Raw genomic sequence first — 16,532 nt, forward strand, 5'->3', positions numbered from 1 at the left:
GAACCTTAGCCCCTGTTGTGTTGCCTGCCCTCCTAAGTACCTACCTGCCAGCCCAAGCGCGCCTAAACTATTAGCGCTTCAAACTGGCTGCTTTGTTCCAGTCGGGTTCTTCGTTCGATCAATAGTGATCGACGTCACTGGAACGTTTTAACGTTGCGCGGTTCTTAACCGTGTCATTTGTAGGAACACCCATAATATGTCCACTCAAATCCATACTCAGGACGCCATTCGCGCCCTCACCAACGCTTTTGCACCAATGAACTGCCTGATCATGGCCGCTCGCAAAGGCTGCTTCAGCTTCACCCTGGTCAACGAACACGGTATCGCTCGTCACAGCGAACGCCTGTACCCCGATCAATACTCCAGCGCAGAGCCGCTGCAGGCCGTGATCGAGCGTACCCGTCAGGCACTGATTGCCTGATCGACCGAAGTCGCCGAAACCCAAAAACCCTGTTTAAAAAGCAGGGTTTTTTATTGCCCGGTATTCAGGTTTTGAATATTTGCACTCAGCACGAATAGATATAAACGTTATAACTGAATAAAGAAGATGTTTTTAAAACAGTCCTTTACACCACGAATATGACACTACACTTCAACTCAAGCGGCATGATCCGCTTCCGACGGGCCTGAGATCCGATCCACCGCTGCCAAGCCCCCACCCGCTCAGGCTTCGTCGACCACTTTCACGGATAGAGGCGAGTATGGGTATCGCTGCCAGCGAATTGTGTCGTTATGTGATCAGGCCGACGCTTGTTTACCTCGGGCGCCACAACCAGACCGCTGAATCCCTGCTGCTGGGCATTGCCGCCAGCCAGTCGGAACTTGGCTCCGCCTTGCACGACCGTCGCGGCCACGGCCTCTACAGCATCTCCGACCAGCGTCACCGCGCCCTATGGGACACCTACCTGGCGCTGGACCCCGAACGCGCCAGCCTGGTACGCGGCCTGGCCAGCCAGCACGCCTTCCTTGGCGCGCCCCAGCTTGAGCTGACCGTCAACCTGCGTTATGCCACCGCCATCGCCTGGTTACTGGTGGAACAACAGCGCCCCGCCTTGCCCGAACCAGGTGACGTATTGGCCATGGCGCGTATCTGGAAAGAAATATTCCACCCTCAAGGCCGTCTTCGCGATTTCACCCACGCCTGGAAAACCTGTGTTTCATCCATGAATCAGGTGACCTGCTGATCGGGCAATTTACAAAATCCGGCAAAATGCGGCGATTTTGGTAGGATTGTCCTACAAAACAGCTCTATCTCCTGTGTTACAGCCTATAGCGCGATATGTAATTTGTTGATACTTTCCGCTGCGGTGATCACACGGAGTTCTAATAATGAAAAAAGTAATGCTCAAGACCACACTTAGCCTCGCCGTTGCCATGGCCTCTTCCTACGTCTTCGCAAGTGGCTTTGCCCTTAACGAACAAGACGTCGCCGGGATGGGTACGGGCTTCGCAGGACGCTCTTCTACTGCCGAAAACGCAAGCACTGTCTACGGTAACCCAGCCGGTATGGCTCGCCTGGAAGGCCAACAAATTACCGGCGGTTTCGCGGTGATCGATGCCTCCACCGATATCAAAGATGCCGGCGGCCGTTCCAGCGGGACCAACAAAGGCGACATGGTGCCTTTCACTGGCGTGCCTTTCGGCTTCTACACCAACAAACTCAACGATCAATGGTCTATCGGCTTCGGTGTTTATGCACCGTTCGGCCTGAAAACCGACTACGAAAGTGGTTTCCAGGGTCGCGGGTTTGGCAACAAGAGCGAAGTATCGGTCATCACCTTCCAACCGACTGTCAGCTACGCGTTCAATGATCGCGTTTCCATCGGTTTTGGTCCGACCATCAACCGTATCGACGGCACCCTGGAATCGCGGCCGAGCCTGGCTGGCCTGGGGATGCCAGGCGACAACAAAGTCAAAGTCAAAGGCGACGACACCGCCCTGGGCTTTAACGCCGGTATCCTGGTTCAAGCCACCGATACCACTCGCGTCGGCCTGACCTATCACTCGAAAGTGAAGTACAAACTCGAAGGCCACACCGACGTCACCAAAGCGTCCACGGTTCCATCGGGAGTGCTGGCCAATAACCGCTACGACGCCTCATTGAAAGTCGACACGCCTGAATCCTGGGACCTGTCGGTGACTCAAGACCTCAACGACGCCTGGAAACTGTATGCGGGTGCGACCTGGACTCGTTGGAGTCGCTTGAAAGACATCATCATCAAAAACGAAGGTGTGACAAGGACTAACGGAGGCGCACTGGCACCTGCGCTTGTCGGCACTATCACTGAACCGCAGAACTGGCACGACACCTGGGCTTACGCCTTGGGTACCTCGTATCAGCTCACCAAGCAGGTGGTACTGCGTACCGGCCTGTCCTTCGACCAGTCGCCAACCAACAACACCGATCGTTCGCCGCGCATTCCTACCGGTGACCGGACCATCTTCAGTGTCGGTATGGGTTACGCAGTGATGGATAACATGACCGTTGACCTGGCTTACTCCTACCTCAAGGAAGAGTCGGTCAAAGTCAACAAATCCAACGCGCTGGGTTCCTACAGCTCCAAATATGAAAACAGCGCCAACGGTTTCGGCCTGGGCGTGACTTACAAGTTCTGACCTGCTCGCGCATAAAAAGCCCCGCTCTCCGGCAAAGGAGGCGGGGCTTTTCAATGGATAACGATCAGGGTTTCGACGCCAACGCTGCCTCTACCGCCTTGAGCAAGTCCGGGCTGTCCGGCTTGGTCAGGCTGGAAAAATTGGCAATCACCTTGCCCTGGCGATCCACCACGTACTTGTAGAAATTCCATTTCGGCGCGCTGCTCTGCTGCGCCAGCACCTTGAACAGATGCACTGCGTCCGGCCCCTTGACCGCCTGCGGCTCGGTCATGGTGAAGGTGACGCCATAATTCACGTAGCAGACCTTGGCGGTTTCCTCGCCGGTCTTGGCTTCCTGCTTGAAGTCATCGGACGGCACACCAATCACTTCCAGCCCCTGGTCCTTATAGCGCTGGTACAGAGCCTCAAGGCCTTTGAATTGCGGCGCAAAGCCGCAGAAGCTGGCGGTATTGACGATCACCAAAGGCTTGCCGGCAAAGCGCTGGCACAGGTCGATGGATTCCTTGGCGCGCAACTTGGGCAACTGCCCCTCCAGCAACGGCGGGCAACTGGCGGCCATCGCCGCACCGCTAAAAGCAGCCATCAGGACGGGTACTGCAAGCCAGCGCATCTGCATGTCGTGTGTCCTTCAAAATAGTCAGACCACGAACTTAACAGATCGACATACCCAGTTGCATCAACGCCAGCCCACCGCGCTGCCAGCCCCACCACGCCAGAAGCAGCAGCAGCGTTGCCACCGCTGCCCCAACGAACCAATACCCATTGGAACTCATGCCGCCTCCATCTGCGTCTGCAACCGCGCCACCGGCCGCTCGCGCACCGGCCAGTTCAGGGCGGCGGCGAGCAGGCTCAAGAGAATCGCCACTTGCCAGATCAAATCGTAGTTGCCGGTTCGATCATAGACCACCCCGCCCAACCAGCCACCGAGGAACGAACCGAGCTGGTGGAACAGGAACACGATCCCACCGAGCATCGAGAGGTTTCGCACACCAAACAGCGTGGCGACCGTGCCGTTGGTCAGCGGCACGGTGGACAGCCACAGGAAGCCCATCGCCATACCGAACAGGTAGGCCGTGACTTCAGTCACCGGCGCCCACAGGAACAGCACGATCACCACCGCGCGCAACAGATACAAAGCGGTCAGCAGGCGCGGCTTGGACATGCGCCCGCCAAGCCAGCCGGCGGTGTAGGTGCCGGCGATATTAAACAGGCCAATCAAGGCCAATACGGTGGTGCCGGTAGTCGCCGGCAAATGCTGATCGACCAGGTAGGCCGGCAGATGCACGCCGATAAACACCACTTGGAAACCGCAGACGAAAAAACCGAACGCCAGCAACCAGAACCCGGAGTGAGAACAGGCTTCCTTCAGTGCTTCACGCAAGGTTTGCTGGCCAGCCATCACAGGCAGCGGCCGATCCTTGAGCATGCTCACCAGCGGCAGAATCAGCGCCACCATCAAGCCCAACGCCAGCAGCGCCGCCGACCAGCCCAACCAACTGATCAAACCCAGGGTGCCCGGCACCATGGCGAACTGGCCGAAAGAACCGGCGGCGCTGGCAATGCCCATGGCGATGCTGCGTTTTTCCGGCGGTACCGCACGGCCGACCACGCCCAGGATCACCGAGAATGAAGTGCCGGACAGGCCGATACCAATCAACAAACCGGCGCTCAACGACAGTGACCAGGCCGAGTCGGACATGCCCATCAATACCAGGCCGACGGCGTACAACACCCCGCCAACCAGCACGGCCTTGCTCGCCCCAAAACGGTCGGCCAGGGCGCCGGTGAACGGCTGCGCCAGGCCCCAGATCAGGTTCTGCAGGGCGATAGCGAAGGCAAACGTCTCACGGCCCCAGCCGAACTCGGCGCTCATCGGTGCCAGGAACAGACCGAAGCCATGCCGCACACCCAGCGACAACGCCAGGATCAGCGCACTTCCCACAAGAATCCAGCCACTGGTGCGCCACATCGAAGTCATTTCTTATTCTCCATTTACGGGTATATACCCGCTTGTAGTCGGACAAACCCTCGCTCAGGCAAGTTCATCCAGCAAGGCCAACAGGGTTTCGCGTTTTTCCGCGCCCAGCCGATCAATCAATTTCTGCTGCGCCGCTTCCCACGCTGGCAACGCTGCGGCCAGTCGTTCTGCACCGGCTTCGGTCAACAGCACCAGGCGGTTGCGCAGATCGTCGCCTTCGACCAACCGCACCAGGCCTTCGCCTTCCAGCACGCGCAGGTTGCGCCCCAAGGTACTGCGATCCAGGCCCATGGCGTCGGCCAGGCTGGAAATGCTCGGTTGATCGAGACGCTGCAAATTGCACAGCAGAGAATACTGGGCAACGTTGATCCCGAAGCCGTCGAGAGCGCCGTCGTAATGCCTGCTGACGCCACGGGCGGCACGTCGCAGGTTGGTGCATAAACATTGGGAGGCAAGCATGGAACGTGTATATACCCGCGATTAAGGAAATGCAAGCAAGTGTTACAGCGCCAATCCGACCACAACCGCCACTTCCAGCAGCTCCAGCAGGGCGCCAGCGGTGTCCCCGGTGGTGCCGCCGAGACGCCTGACCATCAGCTGACGCAAGCCGATAAAACACAGCGTCGCGAGCAGCACCGCGATCCCACCGCTGAAACCACCGATCAGCAGGCAGGCCAGGCCGCTGAGGATCAGCACCTGCTGGCCGACAATCCTTGGTAAGTGGTCCGACAATGCCTGGCCCAATCCTCCGGCACGCACATAGCGCGTGGTGAGAAACAGCGCGAGCATCGACGCACGCCCGATCAGTGGCGCGAGGATCAGTGCCGCGCCGTTGTGCTGCTCGATCAGCGCCACCAGGGCGGTGAACTTGAGCAGCAATACCAGGCCGAGGGTGACCACGGCGATCGGCCCGCTGCGCGGGTCCTTCATGATGGTCAGGGTGCGTTCGCGATCGCCAAACCCACCGAGCCAGGCGTCGGCGCTGTCCGCCAGCCCGTCCAGGTGCAAGCCGCCGCTGAGCAACACCCAGGCCGTCAGTAACAACGCGGCGTGCAGCAACAACGGCGCGCCCGCCAGCGCGAGGTTCAGGCCCCACAACAGCAGGCCGAACAACAGGCCCACCAGCGGATAAAACAGCAGTGAGCGCCCCAGTTCCTGCGGTTGCGGCATGCCCGGCAGACGAATCGGCAGGCTGCTCAGGAACTGCAGGGCGATCCAGAACGGCAGCATGTTCAGCGCCCTTCCTTCAACGCGCCGTCGGCCGCAACCTGCAGGCCGAACAGTGCGCCATGGGCGACTTCGACATTCAGCAGCTGCGCTCGGGGCAAACCGCGCGCCCGGGCCAGCAGCAGACGCATCACGCCACCGTGGCTGATCAACAACACACGCTGTCCGGCATAAGCCTGATGCAAGCGTGAGACCGCGCCGAGAACCCGATCGGAAAAGTCGCTGACACGTTCGCCGTCAGGTGGCGTGAAGCTATAGGGGTCGGCCCAGAACGCGCCCAGCCCGTCGGCGTCGGTCTCCATCAACGCCGCCGCGCTCTGCCCTTCCCAGGCGCCGAAGTGCAGTTCCTGCAGGGCCTTTTCCAGGCTCACCGGCACGTTGAGTGTTGCGCCCAGTTCTTGCGCGAACCGCGCACACCGCTGCAGCGGCGAACTGATCAATCGGTCCCATGGGCCCTGTCCGGCCACCGCAGCGCGCATCTGCGCCCAGCCGTTTGCGGTGAGCGCATCGTCGAGGCTGCCGCGCAGGCCACCGCCCAACTCGGTTTCGCCGTGGCGCAACAGGTCCAGGTGCAAGGTCATGCCGGGCGGTCCGCCACGGCGGCTTCGGCGAATGTCGCCATCTGCCCGTGCAGCGCGCAGGCCAGGCGCAGCAGCGGCACCGCCAACGCCGCGCCGCTGCCTTCGCCGAGCCGCAGGCCGAGTTCGAGCAACGGTTGCGCGTCGAGGCAGTGCAGCACGTGGCGATGGCCAGGCTCGGCGCCGCGATGGCCGAACACCAGCCACTCCCGGCACGCCGGGTTCAGCCGCGTGGCGACCAACGCCGCGACGCTGCAGATAAAGCCGTCCACCAGCACCACGATGCCGTCCTGGGCGCAGGCCAGATAGGCACCGACCAACGCCGCGATCTCCAACCCGCCGAGGTTGAACAGGGTGTGCAGCGCATCACCGCGTTGTGCGGCATGCACCGCCAGTGCGCGTTCGATGACAGCGACTTTGTGGCTGACACCTTGGGCATCCAAGCCGGTACCCGGCCCGGTCAAATCACTCACCGGGCAATCAAGCAAGGCACACGCCAACGCGCTGGCGGCGGTGGTGTTGCCGATCCCCATCTCGCCGCCGATAAACAGCTGCGCGCCGCTCGCCAACGCACGGCGCGCGCTGTCGCGACCGGCCTGCAGCGCCAGCCGCCCTTGCGCCTCGGTCATCGCCGGGCCGTTGACGAAGTTGGCGGTGCCCGCTGCGATATTCAGGTGACGCACGCCGGGCAGGTTCAGCGACGGCGTCACCGTGCCGAGGTCGATCACTTCCAACTGCGCCGCCAGTTGCTGCGCCAATACGCTGATGGCCGCACCGCCGGCGACAAAGTTATGCAGCATCTGCCCGGTGACTGCCTGGGGATACGCCGACACACCTTCGGCCACCACGCCGTGGTCGCCGGCAAAGATGGCGATCCACACCTGCTCCATCGCCGGTTTGACCTGGCCTTGCAGGCCGGCCAACTGCACCGCCAACGCTTCCAGGCGACCGAGGGAGCCGGCCGGCTTGGTCAATTGCTGTTGGCGCGCCAAGGCGTGTTGATACGCCGAAGCGTCGCTGGCCTTGCACGGGTTGAGCCACCAGGTTTCCGTCATAACGCAGTACCTTTCAAAGTCAGGGGCAGGCCGGCAACGGTCAGGACAACGCGCTGACACCGTTCGGCCAAGGCTTGATGCAGCCAACCGGCTTCATCCACATAGCGGCGAGTCAATTCGCCCAGCGGCACGACACCCAAACCGGTCTCGTTGCTGACAAACAGGATTTCACCTGGCAATGAGGCCAGGCTTTCGAGCAATTGGTCACGCTCAAAAGCCAGGCGCTCGGGGTTATCGAGCAGCAGCAGATTGGTCAGCCAGAGCGTGAGGCAATCCACCAGCAGGCAGCGCTCGGGCGCGGCGTTTTCGCACAGCACCCGTGCCAGTTCGATCGGTTCTTCGATCAGGCCCCAGTGATCCGGGCGGCGCTGGCGATGCAGGGCGACACGCTGGTTCATCTCACCGTCCAGCGGTTGGCTGGTGGCGATATAAATGACGGGCAACGCGCTGTCGCTGGCGAGCTTTTCCGCCAGGCGGCTCTTGCCGGAACGGGCGCCGCCGAGAATCAGTTGGAGCATGGGATGGCACCTCGGTATTCGAGCCGGGCTCGGTCAACGGTGGGAGCTGGCGTGCCAGCGATGCAGGCACCTCGGTGTCTCAGGCAAGCCCTCAAATCCCACACAACCTGCGCAACAGCGCAGTATCCAGATGCTGTTCCACCAGGTCGGCCAACCGTTCGATGTCGCGCTCGCGCAGGGCGTGGTAATCGACCGCCTGCACCGCCTGCACACCGGACCAGCGCAACAAGGCGCTGCACGCGGCCGGGGTTTCGAACACACCGTGCAGATAAGTCCCGAGGATTTGCCCGTCGGCGCTCTGGGCGCCGTCATGTCGGCCATCGTCCAGATGCACAGCAGGACGTTCCAGAGCCGCGCCGGACGTCACGCCCGCATGGATCTCATACCCACTGACCTCGGCGTCCTCCAGCAACAGGCGCCCACGCACATTGCGCAACTGCTTCTCTTGCGCCAGCGTCGTACTGAACGCCAGCAGCCCCAGACCGTCACTGGAGCCGGCCGGCCCCTCGAGCCCGAGCGGGTCATGCACCTGCTCGCCGAGCATCTGCAACCCGCCGCAAATCCCCAGCACCTTGCCGCCGTAGCGCAAGTGCCGCGCCACCGCGGTGTCCCAGCCATTGGCGCGCAGGTACGCGAGGTCACTGCGCACGCTTTTCGAGCCCGGCAGAATAATCAGGTCGGCGGCGGGAATCGGCTGGCCCGGGCCGACGAACTGCAAGTCCACCTGGGGATGCAGGCGCAGCGGGTCAAAGTCGGTGTGGTTGCTGATGCGCGGCAACACCGGCACGACCACCTTGAGCACCTCGGCCGCCTTGTCGATCTGACGCTGGTCGATGCCGTCTTCGGCCTCCAGGTGCAGGTCCATCACGTAGGGCAATACGCCGACCACCGGTTTGCCGGTGCGTGCTTCCAGCCAATCCAGGCCCGGCTGCAACAAGGCGATATCGCCGCGAAAACGGTTGATGATGAAGCCTTTGACCCGCGCCTGTTCGGTCGGCGAAAGCAATTCAAGGGTGCCCACCAGATGCGCGAACACGCCGCCGCGATTGATGTCGGCGATCAGCAGCACCGGGCAATCCACGGCCTCGGCGAAGCCCATGTTGGCGATGTCATTGGCGCGCAGGTTGATCTCCGCCGGGGAGCCTGCGCCTTCGACCATCACCACCGGGTAGGCGTCGCTCAAACGCGTGTGGGACGCCAGCACCGCCTGCATCGCGATGGCTTTGTAGTCGTGATAGGCCACTGCGTTCATGCTGGTCACGGCGCGGCCATGGATGATCACTTGGGCACCGGTGTCGCTGTTGGGTTTGAGCAGCACCGGGTTCATGTCGGTGTGCGGCGCCAGGTTGGCGGCCTGCGCCTGCACCGCCTGGGCGCGGCCGATTTCGCCGCCTTCGGCCGTCACCGCGCTGTTGAGCGCCATGTTCTGCGGCTTGAACGGCACCACCGCCACGCCCTGGCGCACCAGCCAGCGGCACAAGGCGGTGACCAGGGTGCTTTTACCGGCATCGGACGTCGTGCCTTGCACCATCAGCGTACTCATACCGCGTCCTTGTAGGCGATCAGGGCCTGTTCCAGGCGCTGCCAATCGGCGTCGGTGTCGGGCAGGCCGAAACGCAGGCTGCTGTCGTGGACAAACAGGCGCAGCAGAATGCCGCGCTGGGCCATGAAGTTGTGCATGCGTTCGGCGTGAGGGGTGATCAGCCATTGAAACAGGGCGCAGCCGCCCTGGGGTTGGAAGCCTTGGCGCTCGAGCAAATCGAACAAGCGCTGGCCGGCTTCCAGGCAACGGTTGCGTTGCCGGGTGTGCCCGGCGGTATCGCGCAGACACGCTTGACCGATCACCCGCGTCGGCCCGCTGACCGCCCACGGCCCGACCTGTTCGGCCAACAGTTTGAGCAACTTGCGCTCCGCCAGCACAAACCCCAGGCGCACACCGGCCAGGCCGAAGAACTTGCCAAACGAACGCAGCACGATCAGGCCGACCTGATGGGCCTGGCCGGCCAGGCTCAGGTGCGGCGTGACGTCCATGAACGCTTCGTCCACCACCAGCCAACCGCCGCGCTGGGCCAGCCGCGCATGCCAGTCGAGCAGCCGTTGCGGGGTCAGGCTCAGGCCCGTGGGGTTATTCGGGTTGACCACCACCAGCACGTCCAGGCTGTCGAGAAAGAAGTCGACCTCCTGCTCCTGCACTTCGCGCACCACGTAGCCGGCGCGACGCCAGGCCTCGGCGTGCTCGGCATAGCAAGGTGACAGCACGCCGACCTTGCCGCCCCGGCGCAAGCGCGGCAGCAGTTGGATCGCCGCCTGGGAACCCGGCACCGGCAATAAATGCGCGGTGCCGTAGTATTCGCTGGCGGCTTGCTCCAGACCGTCGTCGGTTTCCGGCAGACGCGCCCAGGCGCGCAACGGAATCTCGGGGACCGGCCACGGCCAGGGCGCCAGGCCGCTGGACAGGTCGAGCCATTCGGCCTCGGCAATCCCATATTCAATCGCCGCCTTACGCAGCCGGCCACCGTGCTCAAGCATACAATTGCCCCCCGACGCATAGGATCAGCAGCCACAACCATACGCCGCGCTGCACCAGTTGCCAGCCGCGGTCGATGGCGTCCGCATCCGCCGCCGGGCCTTCGCCCAGTGGCGGACGCTGGTGCAGCTCACCGTGATAGATCGCGGCACCGCCCAACTCGACGCCCAAGGCACCTGCCCCCGCCGCCATCACCGGACCGGCGTTGGGGCTGTCCCAGGTCGGGCCCTGACGGCGCCAGCATTTGATGGCCAGCCTGGTTTTACCGAGTACGGCGTAGGTCAACGCCACCAGGCGTGCCGGAATATAGTTCAGTACATCGTCGATCCTGGCCGCCGCCCATCCGAAACGCTCGAAGCGTTCGTTGCGATAGCCCCACATGGCGTCGAGGGTGTTGCTCAAGCGGTACAGCACCACGCCCGGCACACCCGCGACGACAAACCAGAACAGTGCGGCAAACACCGCGTCGCTGCCGTTTTCCAGCACCGATTCGGTGGCGGCGCGAGCGACTTCAGTGCGATCCAGTTCACTGGTCTGGCGACTCACCAGGTAACTCACGCGCCGCCGGGCTTCGTCCAGGTCATCGCGGCGCAGGGCCTGGGCCACCGGGATCACGTGCTCGCCGAGACTGCGCATGCCGAGGGCACAGTACAACGCGAGGATCTCCAGCACCCAGCCGATGTAAGGCGCCCACGACAACGCGGTGGCCAAAAGCGTCAACGGCACCACCGCAATAAACCAGGCGGTCACGCCGTGGCTGCGCCAGCCACGGCCACCGCTGTTGAAACGCTGCTCGATGCGCGCGGCGAAGTTGCCGAACGCCACCAGCGGATGCCAGCGCCTGGGCTCGCCCAGCAGCGCATCCAGCGCCACCGCAGCGACACACAGCAAGGCCACACTCATTGACGCACTCCCCAGGTATTTTCATACAACATGTCACTCAGCGGGCGCGGTTCGGCCCAGCCTTCGAGCTGCAACATCGGTGCCGGATAGAACGCTTCGACCGGCCCCAGGCACAACACCGCCAAGGGTTTCGCGCCGGGCGGCAAGCCCAGCAGGTCGGCCAGGGCCTGCGGTTCGAACAGCGACACCCAGCCCATGCCCAGGCCTTCGACCCGCGCGGCCAGCCACAGATTCTGGATCGCGCAGGACAGCGAGGCCATGTCCATTTCCGGCAAGGTACGCCGGCCGAAGATATGTCGCTCGCGCTCATCCATCAGCGCCGCCACCAGCACTTCGGCGCAGTCGTGGATGCCTTCGACCTTGAGCTTCATGAACGTATCGGAACGCTCGCCCAAGGCCTCGGCGGTGCGTATGCGTTCTTCCTCCACCAACTGTTGAATCCGCCCACGCAATAGGCGGTCGCTGATGCGGATAAAACGCCACGGCTGCATCAAGCCAACGCTCGGCGCCTGGTGTGCGGCCTGGAGCAAGCGCTGCAGCAGTTCGGGAGCCACGTCACCGCCGCTGAAGTGACGCATGTCGCGGCGTTCGGCGATGGCACGGTAGACGGCGTCGCGCTCGGCCTGGGGGAAAGCGTTGTCGGTCATGAGCCTATCGCGGGCAAGCCCGCTCCCACCGTGGATTCGTGCTGTGGCGCAGCGTGCGGTGCGACTCGCTCGGGCGCAAACAGCGCGGCCACGGCCCAGGGGTTGGAGGGGAAGTAAAAGTGAACGTAGGAAGCGGTCAGCCGCCCCTGTCGATACACCGCCTCGGCCCCGCGCCCACCATTGGGGCTCACGCCACGGGCAATGGGCACCCAGTCGGTGCTGGTCAGCGAGTGGTGATAGGTGTGCCCACGCAACACGCCTTCGGGCAATTCGACGCTTTGCAGAGCCAGCGCCGCGAGCTTCTTTTGCATCACCGCAGCGCCCTGCAACAGGCCGACCAGTCCGGCGCGGAGGCCGTCGACATCCGTGAGCGAATCCAGCAGATAGAGCATGCCGCCACACTCGGCGAGCAGCGGTTTACCGGCAGCGTGATGGGCACGGATCGCCTCCAGCATCGCGGTGTTTTCCGACAGTGCCTGGTGATGCAATTCCGGGTAACCACCGGGCAGATAGAGACTGTCGACTTCTGGCAATTGGCGATCATGGATCGGCGAGAAGAAGCTCAACTCGGCGCCCATCGCCCGCAGCAGATCGAGGCTGGCACCGTAAGTGAAGGCGAAGGCTTCGTCACGCGCGACCGCGATCCGCACGCCAGCCAGCAACGGTTCGGTGCGGGTTACCGGCGGTGCGGCAAAGGTGACCGGCGGCGGCAACGCAACCTCGCAACTGCTGCCCAACGCTTGGGCGGCGGCGTCCAGGCGCAGGTCGAGGTCATTCAGTTCGCTGGCTTGCACCAGGCCCAGGTGGCGGCTGGGCAATTCGATAGCAGTCTCGCGGGACAGCGCGCCATACCAGCGCAGGCCTTCGGTGAGGCTGCCTTCGAGCAATTGCGCATGGCGCAGGGTGCCGACGCGGTTGGCCAGCACGCCGGCGAACGGCAAGTCCGGCTGATAGCGTGCCAGGCCGAGGGCCAGGGCGCCGAAGGTCTGCGCCATGGCCGTGCCATCGATCACACCGAGCACCGGCACACCGAAGTGCCGCGCCAGGTCGGCGCTGGAAGGTGTGCCGTCGAACAGCCCCATCACGCCTTCGATCAGGATCAGGTCCGCCTCCCCCGCTGCTTCCCACAGTAGGCGGCGACTTTCCTGCTCGCCCACCATCCACATGTCCAATTGATACACCGGCGCACCGCTGGCGCGCTCGTGGATCATCGGGTCGAGGAAGTCCGGGCCGCATTTGAACACACGCACCTTGCGCCCCAGGTTGCGGTGCAAGCGCGCCAGCGCGGCGGTGACCGTGGTTTTGCCCTGGCCGGACGCCGGTGCGGCGATCAAGACAGCCGGGCAATGGCGGGGCTGATTCAAAGTTCGACGCCTTTCTGTGCCTTGATACCGGCCTGGAACGCATGCTTGAGCATGCCCATGTCGGTGACGGTGTCGCCCATTTCGATCAGTTCAGGCTTGGCGCCACGGCCGGTGACTACCACGTGCTGCATCGGCGGGCGGGCCTGAAGGTCGCTGAGGACCTGATCGAGGTCGAGGTAGCCGTGCTTGAGCGCGATGTTCAGCTCATCCAGCACCACCAGGCCGATGCTCGGGTCTTGCAGCAATTGGCGGGACACCGCCCAGGCGGCCTCGGCGGCCGCGATGTCGCGCTGGCGGTCCTGGGTTTCCCAGGTAAAGCCCTCGCCCATTACATGGAAACGCACTTGCTCGGGGAAACGGCGGAAGAACAGTTCTTCGCCGGTGCTGTTGCGCCCCTTGATGAACTGCACCACGCCACACTGCATGCCGTGGCCCATGGCGCGGGCCAGCATGCCAAACGCCGAGCTACTCTTGCCTTTGCCGTTGCCGGTCAGCACCAGCAGCAAGCCGCATTCGTTCGGGGAATTGGCGATGCGTTCATCGATCACGGCTTTTTTGCGCAGCATGCGCGCCAGATGGCGTTCGTCGCGCTCGGGGGAATCGGTCATGGCAGCTCTCCGTTGGGGCTGGACAAAAAACGGCGGGCAGGAAAAAACAACAACAGACAGCCAAGCATCGCCCACCGTGATGCTGTTGGATGATCCAGGCCGGTCTCCGGGCTCATGAGTGGCGCGCTAGAGCGCACGCCGACGGCGCGCCTTCCCATATCGCGGGCGATACAGTGGCAAACAGCACCGTCTTGACTCATTTACCGTTGCGGGGGCAGCGCCGGAATCGCGGCAGCACTGTGTACAAGTGCGCTCACTCACCGGCTTCCCTGTTTCACTCAGTCGACCCGTGGGTCACAGAGCACCTGGAACAAGCGGCGAAGGTTAGTGGGTTGGGGGTGGAGCGTCAATTAAAGCTGGCCTTGCACTTGAACCATCGCCGCATCGGGCGCCTCTACCCTTACAGGCATCCAGGAGAAAACCATGCATAAAACAAGACTCGCCTTACTGATCATGCTCGCGGGCACCCTCGCCGCCTGCGGCGAAAGCTCGACCCTGAAGGTATCCGACGGCACCGGGCCCTCGCCGCAATTGCCGGAGCCGAACAAGACCCTGATCCCCACCGTGAACATCGCCCCGGCCATCGGCTGGCCGGCGGGCACCCAGCCCACGGCCGCCGCCGGCACCCAGGTGGCGGCGTTCGCCGAAGGCCTGGACCACCCGCGCTGGCTGTATGTACTGCCCAATGGCGATGTGCTGGTGGCGGAAACCAACGCGCCGCCCAAGCCGGACGACGCCAAAGGCCTGCGGGGTTGGGTGATGCAGAAAGTCATGGGCCGCGCCGGCGCCGGCGTGCCGAGCCCGAACCGCATCACCCTGCTGCGCGATGCTGACCATGACGGGGTCGCGGAGACCCGCACCGTGTTCCTGGAAAACCTCAACTCGCCCTTCGGCATGACGCTGGTCGGCAATGACCTGTACGTGGCCGATTCGGACAAGCTGTTGCGCTTTCCCTATCAGACCGGCGAAACCGCGATCAAGGCCGCCGGCAGCAAGGTCATCGACCTGCCAGCGGGCAGCATCAACCATCACTGGACGAAAAACGTGGTGGCCAGCAAGGACGGCAGCAAGTTGTATGTGAGCGTCGGTTCCAACAGCAACGTCGCCGAGAACGGCCTGGAAGCGGAACAAGGCCGCGCGGCGATCTGGGAAGTCGACCGCGCCAGCGGCCAGCACCGTCTCTTCGCCTCCGGCCTGCGCAACCCGAACGGCATGGCCTGGGAACCGCAGAGCGGCAAGCTGTGGACGGCAGTGAACGAGCGCGACGAGATCGGCAGCGACCTGGTGCCGGACTACATCACCTCGGTCCAGGATGGCGCCTTTTATGGCTGGCCCTTCAGCTATTACGGGCAGCACGTGGATGTACGCGTCACACCGCAGAACCCGGACCTGGTGGCCAAAGCCATTGCGCCGGACTACGCCGTAGGCCCACATACCGCCTCGCTGGGCCTGACCTTCGCCGAGGGCAGCAAACTCCCGGCGCCCTTTATCAACGGTGCGTTTATCGGCCAGCACGGCTCGTGGAACCGCAAGCCGCACAGCGGCTACAAGGTGATCTTCGTACCGTTCGAGGGCGGCAAGCCGAAGGGGCCGCCAGTGGACGTGCTGACCGGGTTCCTCAACAGCGAAGAACAAGCCATGGGACGACCGGTTGGCGTGGTCATCGACAAGCAGGGTGATTTGCTGGTGGCGGACGATGTGGGGAATAAGGTGTGGCGGGTTTCTGCGGCTAAGTAACTATTACAAATGTGGGAGGGGCGGTGCGACGATTCGACTTGCCCACGATAGCGGTGGGTCAGTCACTGAATGCATGGACTGACACGCCCTCATCGGGAGCAAGCTCCCTCCCACATTTGGATCCTGGTTTGGCTTAGGGGTTGCGGGCCAAGTGCTCAGCCGGCAACACGCGCTTGGCGCTCAGGTAGGCGTTCTGCCAGTAGGCTTTGGACAAGGTGTCCAGCTTCACCGTACCGCCCGTCTGCGGCGCATGCACAAAGCGCCCTTCGCCGACATAGATCCCGGCATGGCTGACCTGCGAGCCGCCACCCGTGGCGAAGAACAGCAGGTCACCGGTTTGCAGGTTCTGTGCGCTGACGTCCTGGGCGCGCATCACGATCAGTTCGCGCGTGGTGCGCGGCAGGGAGATGCCCGCAGCATCACGGTAGACAAACCCGATCAACCCGCTGCAATCGAAACCGGAGTCCGGCGTATTGCCGCCCCAACGATAAGGCGTACCGACCAGGCCCAGCGCGCGGAACAGCACGTCTTCAGCGACCGGCGAACTCTGGCTGGAATAGTTGAACACTGGTTTAGGCTTGGCCGCTACGGGCGCAGGCTGCGGGCGGCTTGCGCAGGCGCTGAGCAGCGCGGCGCAAACAATGAGAATCAGGCGGGCCGAGGTCGACATGTGCAGAACAATCCTGGTCTGGATGCGGCTTTCGCTGCCGAACGCTGAAAACCAGAACGCGCAAGCATGGCTTGCGCGAACGGATTACAACAATGTCCAGAGAT

At 63.2% G+C, this 16,532-nt stretch carries 19 protein-coding genes and 1 riboswitch; of the genes, 4 read left to right on the forward strand and 15 right to left on the reverse strand.

Annotated features, from left to right (window positions below; translation table 11 throughout):
* Positions 1-196 precede the first annotated feature (196 nt).
* From RGV59_RS27765 to RGV59_RS27775, 3 genes are all read left to right on the forward strand, one after another.
* A complete protein-coding gene (locus tag RGV59_RS27765) occupies positions 197-421 on the forward strand; it encodes a hypothetical protein (RefSeq protein ID WP_017845341.1) in 225 nt (74 codons plus the stop codon).
* 280 nt (positions 422-701) lie between these two features.
* A complete protein-coding gene (locus RGV59_RS27770) occupies positions 702-1,184 on the forward strand; it encodes a hypothetical protein (protein ID WP_017845340.1) in 483 nt (160 codons plus the stop codon).
* A gap of 145 nt (positions 1,185-1,329) precedes the next feature.
* The gene (locus RGV59_RS27775) at positions 1,330-2,616 is read left to right on the forward strand and encodes an OmpP1/FadL family transporter (RefSeq protein ID WP_026139818.1); all 1,287 of its coding nucleotides are present in this window, start codon (positions 1,330-1,332) and stop codon (positions 2,614-2,616) included.
* Between the two features lie 64 nt (positions 2,617-2,680).
* Here RGV59_RS27775 and RGV59_RS27780 read toward each other — a convergent pair whose 3' ends face one another.
* The 14 genes from RGV59_RS27780 to cobO all read right to left on the reverse strand — a co-directional run bounded on the left by RGV59_RS27780 (position 2,681) and on the right by cobO (position 14,021).
* Entirely contained in the window at positions 2,681-3,232 is a 552-nt protein-coding gene (locus RGV59_RS27780) for a glutathione peroxidase (RefSeq protein WP_017845338.1), read from the reverse strand.
* Positions 3,233-3,266: 34 nt separating this feature from the next.
* Positions 3,267-3,389, reverse strand: a complete 123-nt coding sequence (locus RGV59_RS27785; protein ID WP_256588351.1) for a hypothetical protein — start codon at positions 3,387-3,389, stop codon at positions 3,267-3,269.
* The gene (locus tag RGV59_RS27790; RefSeq protein WP_162231515.1) at positions 3,386-4,585 is read right to left on the reverse strand and encodes an MFS transporter; all 1,200 of its coding nucleotides are present in this window, start codon (positions 4,583-4,585) and stop codon (positions 3,386-3,388) included. Before RGV59_RS27790 ends, RGV59_RS27785 begins: the two co-directional genes overlap by 4 nt.
* A 63-nt stretch (positions 4,586-4,648) precedes the next feature.
* On the reverse strand, positions 4,649-5,053 hold the full coding sequence (locus RGV59_RS27795; protein WP_017845335.1) for a MarR family winged helix-turn-helix transcriptional regulator: 405 nt from the start codon (positions 5,051-5,053) through the stop codon (positions 4,649-4,651).
* A gap of 42 nt (positions 5,054-5,095) precedes the next feature.
* Positions 5,096-5,824, reverse strand: a complete 729-nt coding sequence (locus tag RGV59_RS27800) for an adenosylcobinamide-GDP ribazoletransferase (protein ID WP_046488297.1) — start codon at positions 5,822-5,824, stop codon at positions 5,096-5,098.
* 2 nt (positions 5,825-5,826) lie between these two features.
* Entirely contained in the window at positions 5,827-6,402 is a 576-nt protein-coding gene (gene cobC, locus RGV59_RS27805) for an alpha-ribazole phosphatase family protein (RefSeq protein ID WP_102618100.1), read from the reverse strand.
* Positions 6,399-7,454, reverse strand: a complete 1,056-nt coding sequence (cobT, locus tag RGV59_RS27810; RefSeq protein WP_102618099.1) for a nicotinate-nucleotide--dimethylbenzimidazole phosphoribosyltransferase — start codon at positions 7,452-7,454, stop codon at positions 6,399-6,401. The genes cobC and cobT overlap by 4 nt, the downstream gene beginning before the upstream one ends.
* On the reverse strand, positions 7,451-7,972 hold the full coding sequence (gene cobU, locus RGV59_RS27815; protein WP_102618098.1) for a bifunctional adenosylcobinamide kinase/adenosylcobinamide-phosphate guanylyltransferase: 522 nt from the start codon (positions 7,970-7,972) through the stop codon (positions 7,451-7,453). Before cobU ends, cobT begins: the two co-directional genes overlap by 4 nt.
* Before the next feature lie 91 nt (positions 7,973-8,063).
* On the reverse strand, positions 8,064-9,515 hold the full coding sequence (locus RGV59_RS27820; protein WP_102618097.1) for a cobyric acid synthase: 1,452 nt from the start codon (positions 9,513-9,515) through the stop codon (positions 8,064-8,066).
* Entirely contained in the window at positions 9,512-10,501 is a 990-nt protein-coding gene (gene cobD / locus RGV59_RS27825) for a threonine-phosphate decarboxylase CobD (protein WP_017845329.1), read from the reverse strand. The genes RGV59_RS27820 and cobD overlap by 4 nt, the downstream gene beginning before the upstream one ends.
* Entirely contained in the window at positions 10,494-11,402 is a 909-nt protein-coding gene (gene cbiB, locus RGV59_RS27830; protein ID WP_046382488.1) for an adenosylcobinamide-phosphate synthase CbiB, read from the reverse strand. Before cbiB ends, cobD begins: the two co-directional genes overlap by 8 nt.
* Positions 11,399-12,049, reverse strand: a complete 651-nt coding sequence (bluB, locus tag RGV59_RS27835; protein ID WP_017845327.1) for a 5,6-dimethylbenzimidazole synthase — start codon at positions 12,047-12,049, stop codon at positions 11,399-11,401. The genes cbiB and bluB overlap by 4 nt, the downstream gene beginning before the upstream one ends.
* Positions 12,046-13,413 carry a cobyrinate a,c-diamide synthase gene (locus tag RGV59_RS27840; RefSeq protein WP_102618096.1) on the reverse strand — a complete coding sequence of 456 codons (1,368 nt, stop codon included), beginning with the start codon at positions 13,411-13,413 and terminating at the stop codon, positions 12,046-12,048. Before RGV59_RS27840 ends, bluB begins: the two co-directional genes overlap by 4 nt.
* A complete protein-coding gene (gene cobO, locus RGV59_RS27845) occupies positions 13,410-14,021 on the reverse strand; it encodes a cob(I)yrinic acid a,c-diamide adenosyltransferase (RefSeq protein WP_046382485.1) in 612 nt (203 codons plus the stop codon). Before cobO ends, RGV59_RS27840 begins: the two co-directional genes overlap by 4 nt.
* Positions 14,022-14,100: 79 nt before the next feature.
* A riboswitch (cobalamin riboswitch) is annotated at positions 14,101-14,345 on the reverse strand.
* Positions 14,346-14,444: 99 nt separating this feature from the next.
* Here cobO and RGV59_RS27850 point away from each other — a divergent pair.
* Positions 14,445-15,758: a PQQ-dependent sugar dehydrogenase gene (locus tag RGV59_RS27850; protein ID WP_102618095.1), complete on the forward strand. Its 1,314-nt coding sequence runs from the start codon at positions 14,445-14,447 to the stop codon at positions 15,756-15,758.
* 133 nt (positions 15,759-15,891) lie between these two features.
* Here RGV59_RS27850 and RGV59_RS27855 read toward each other — a convergent pair whose 3' ends face one another.
* Positions 15,892-16,428: a C40 family peptidase gene (locus tag RGV59_RS27855; RefSeq protein WP_017845323.1), complete on the reverse strand. Its 537-nt coding sequence runs from the start codon at positions 16,426-16,428 to the stop codon at positions 15,892-15,894.
* Between the last annotated feature and the right edge of the window lie 104 nt (positions 16,429-16,532).

This window comes from Pseudomonas sp. FG1 (assembly GCF_034313875.1).
Lineage (GTDB): Bacteria > Pseudomonadota > Gammaproteobacteria > Pseudomonadales > Pseudomonadaceae > Aquipseudomonas > Aquipseudomonas veronii.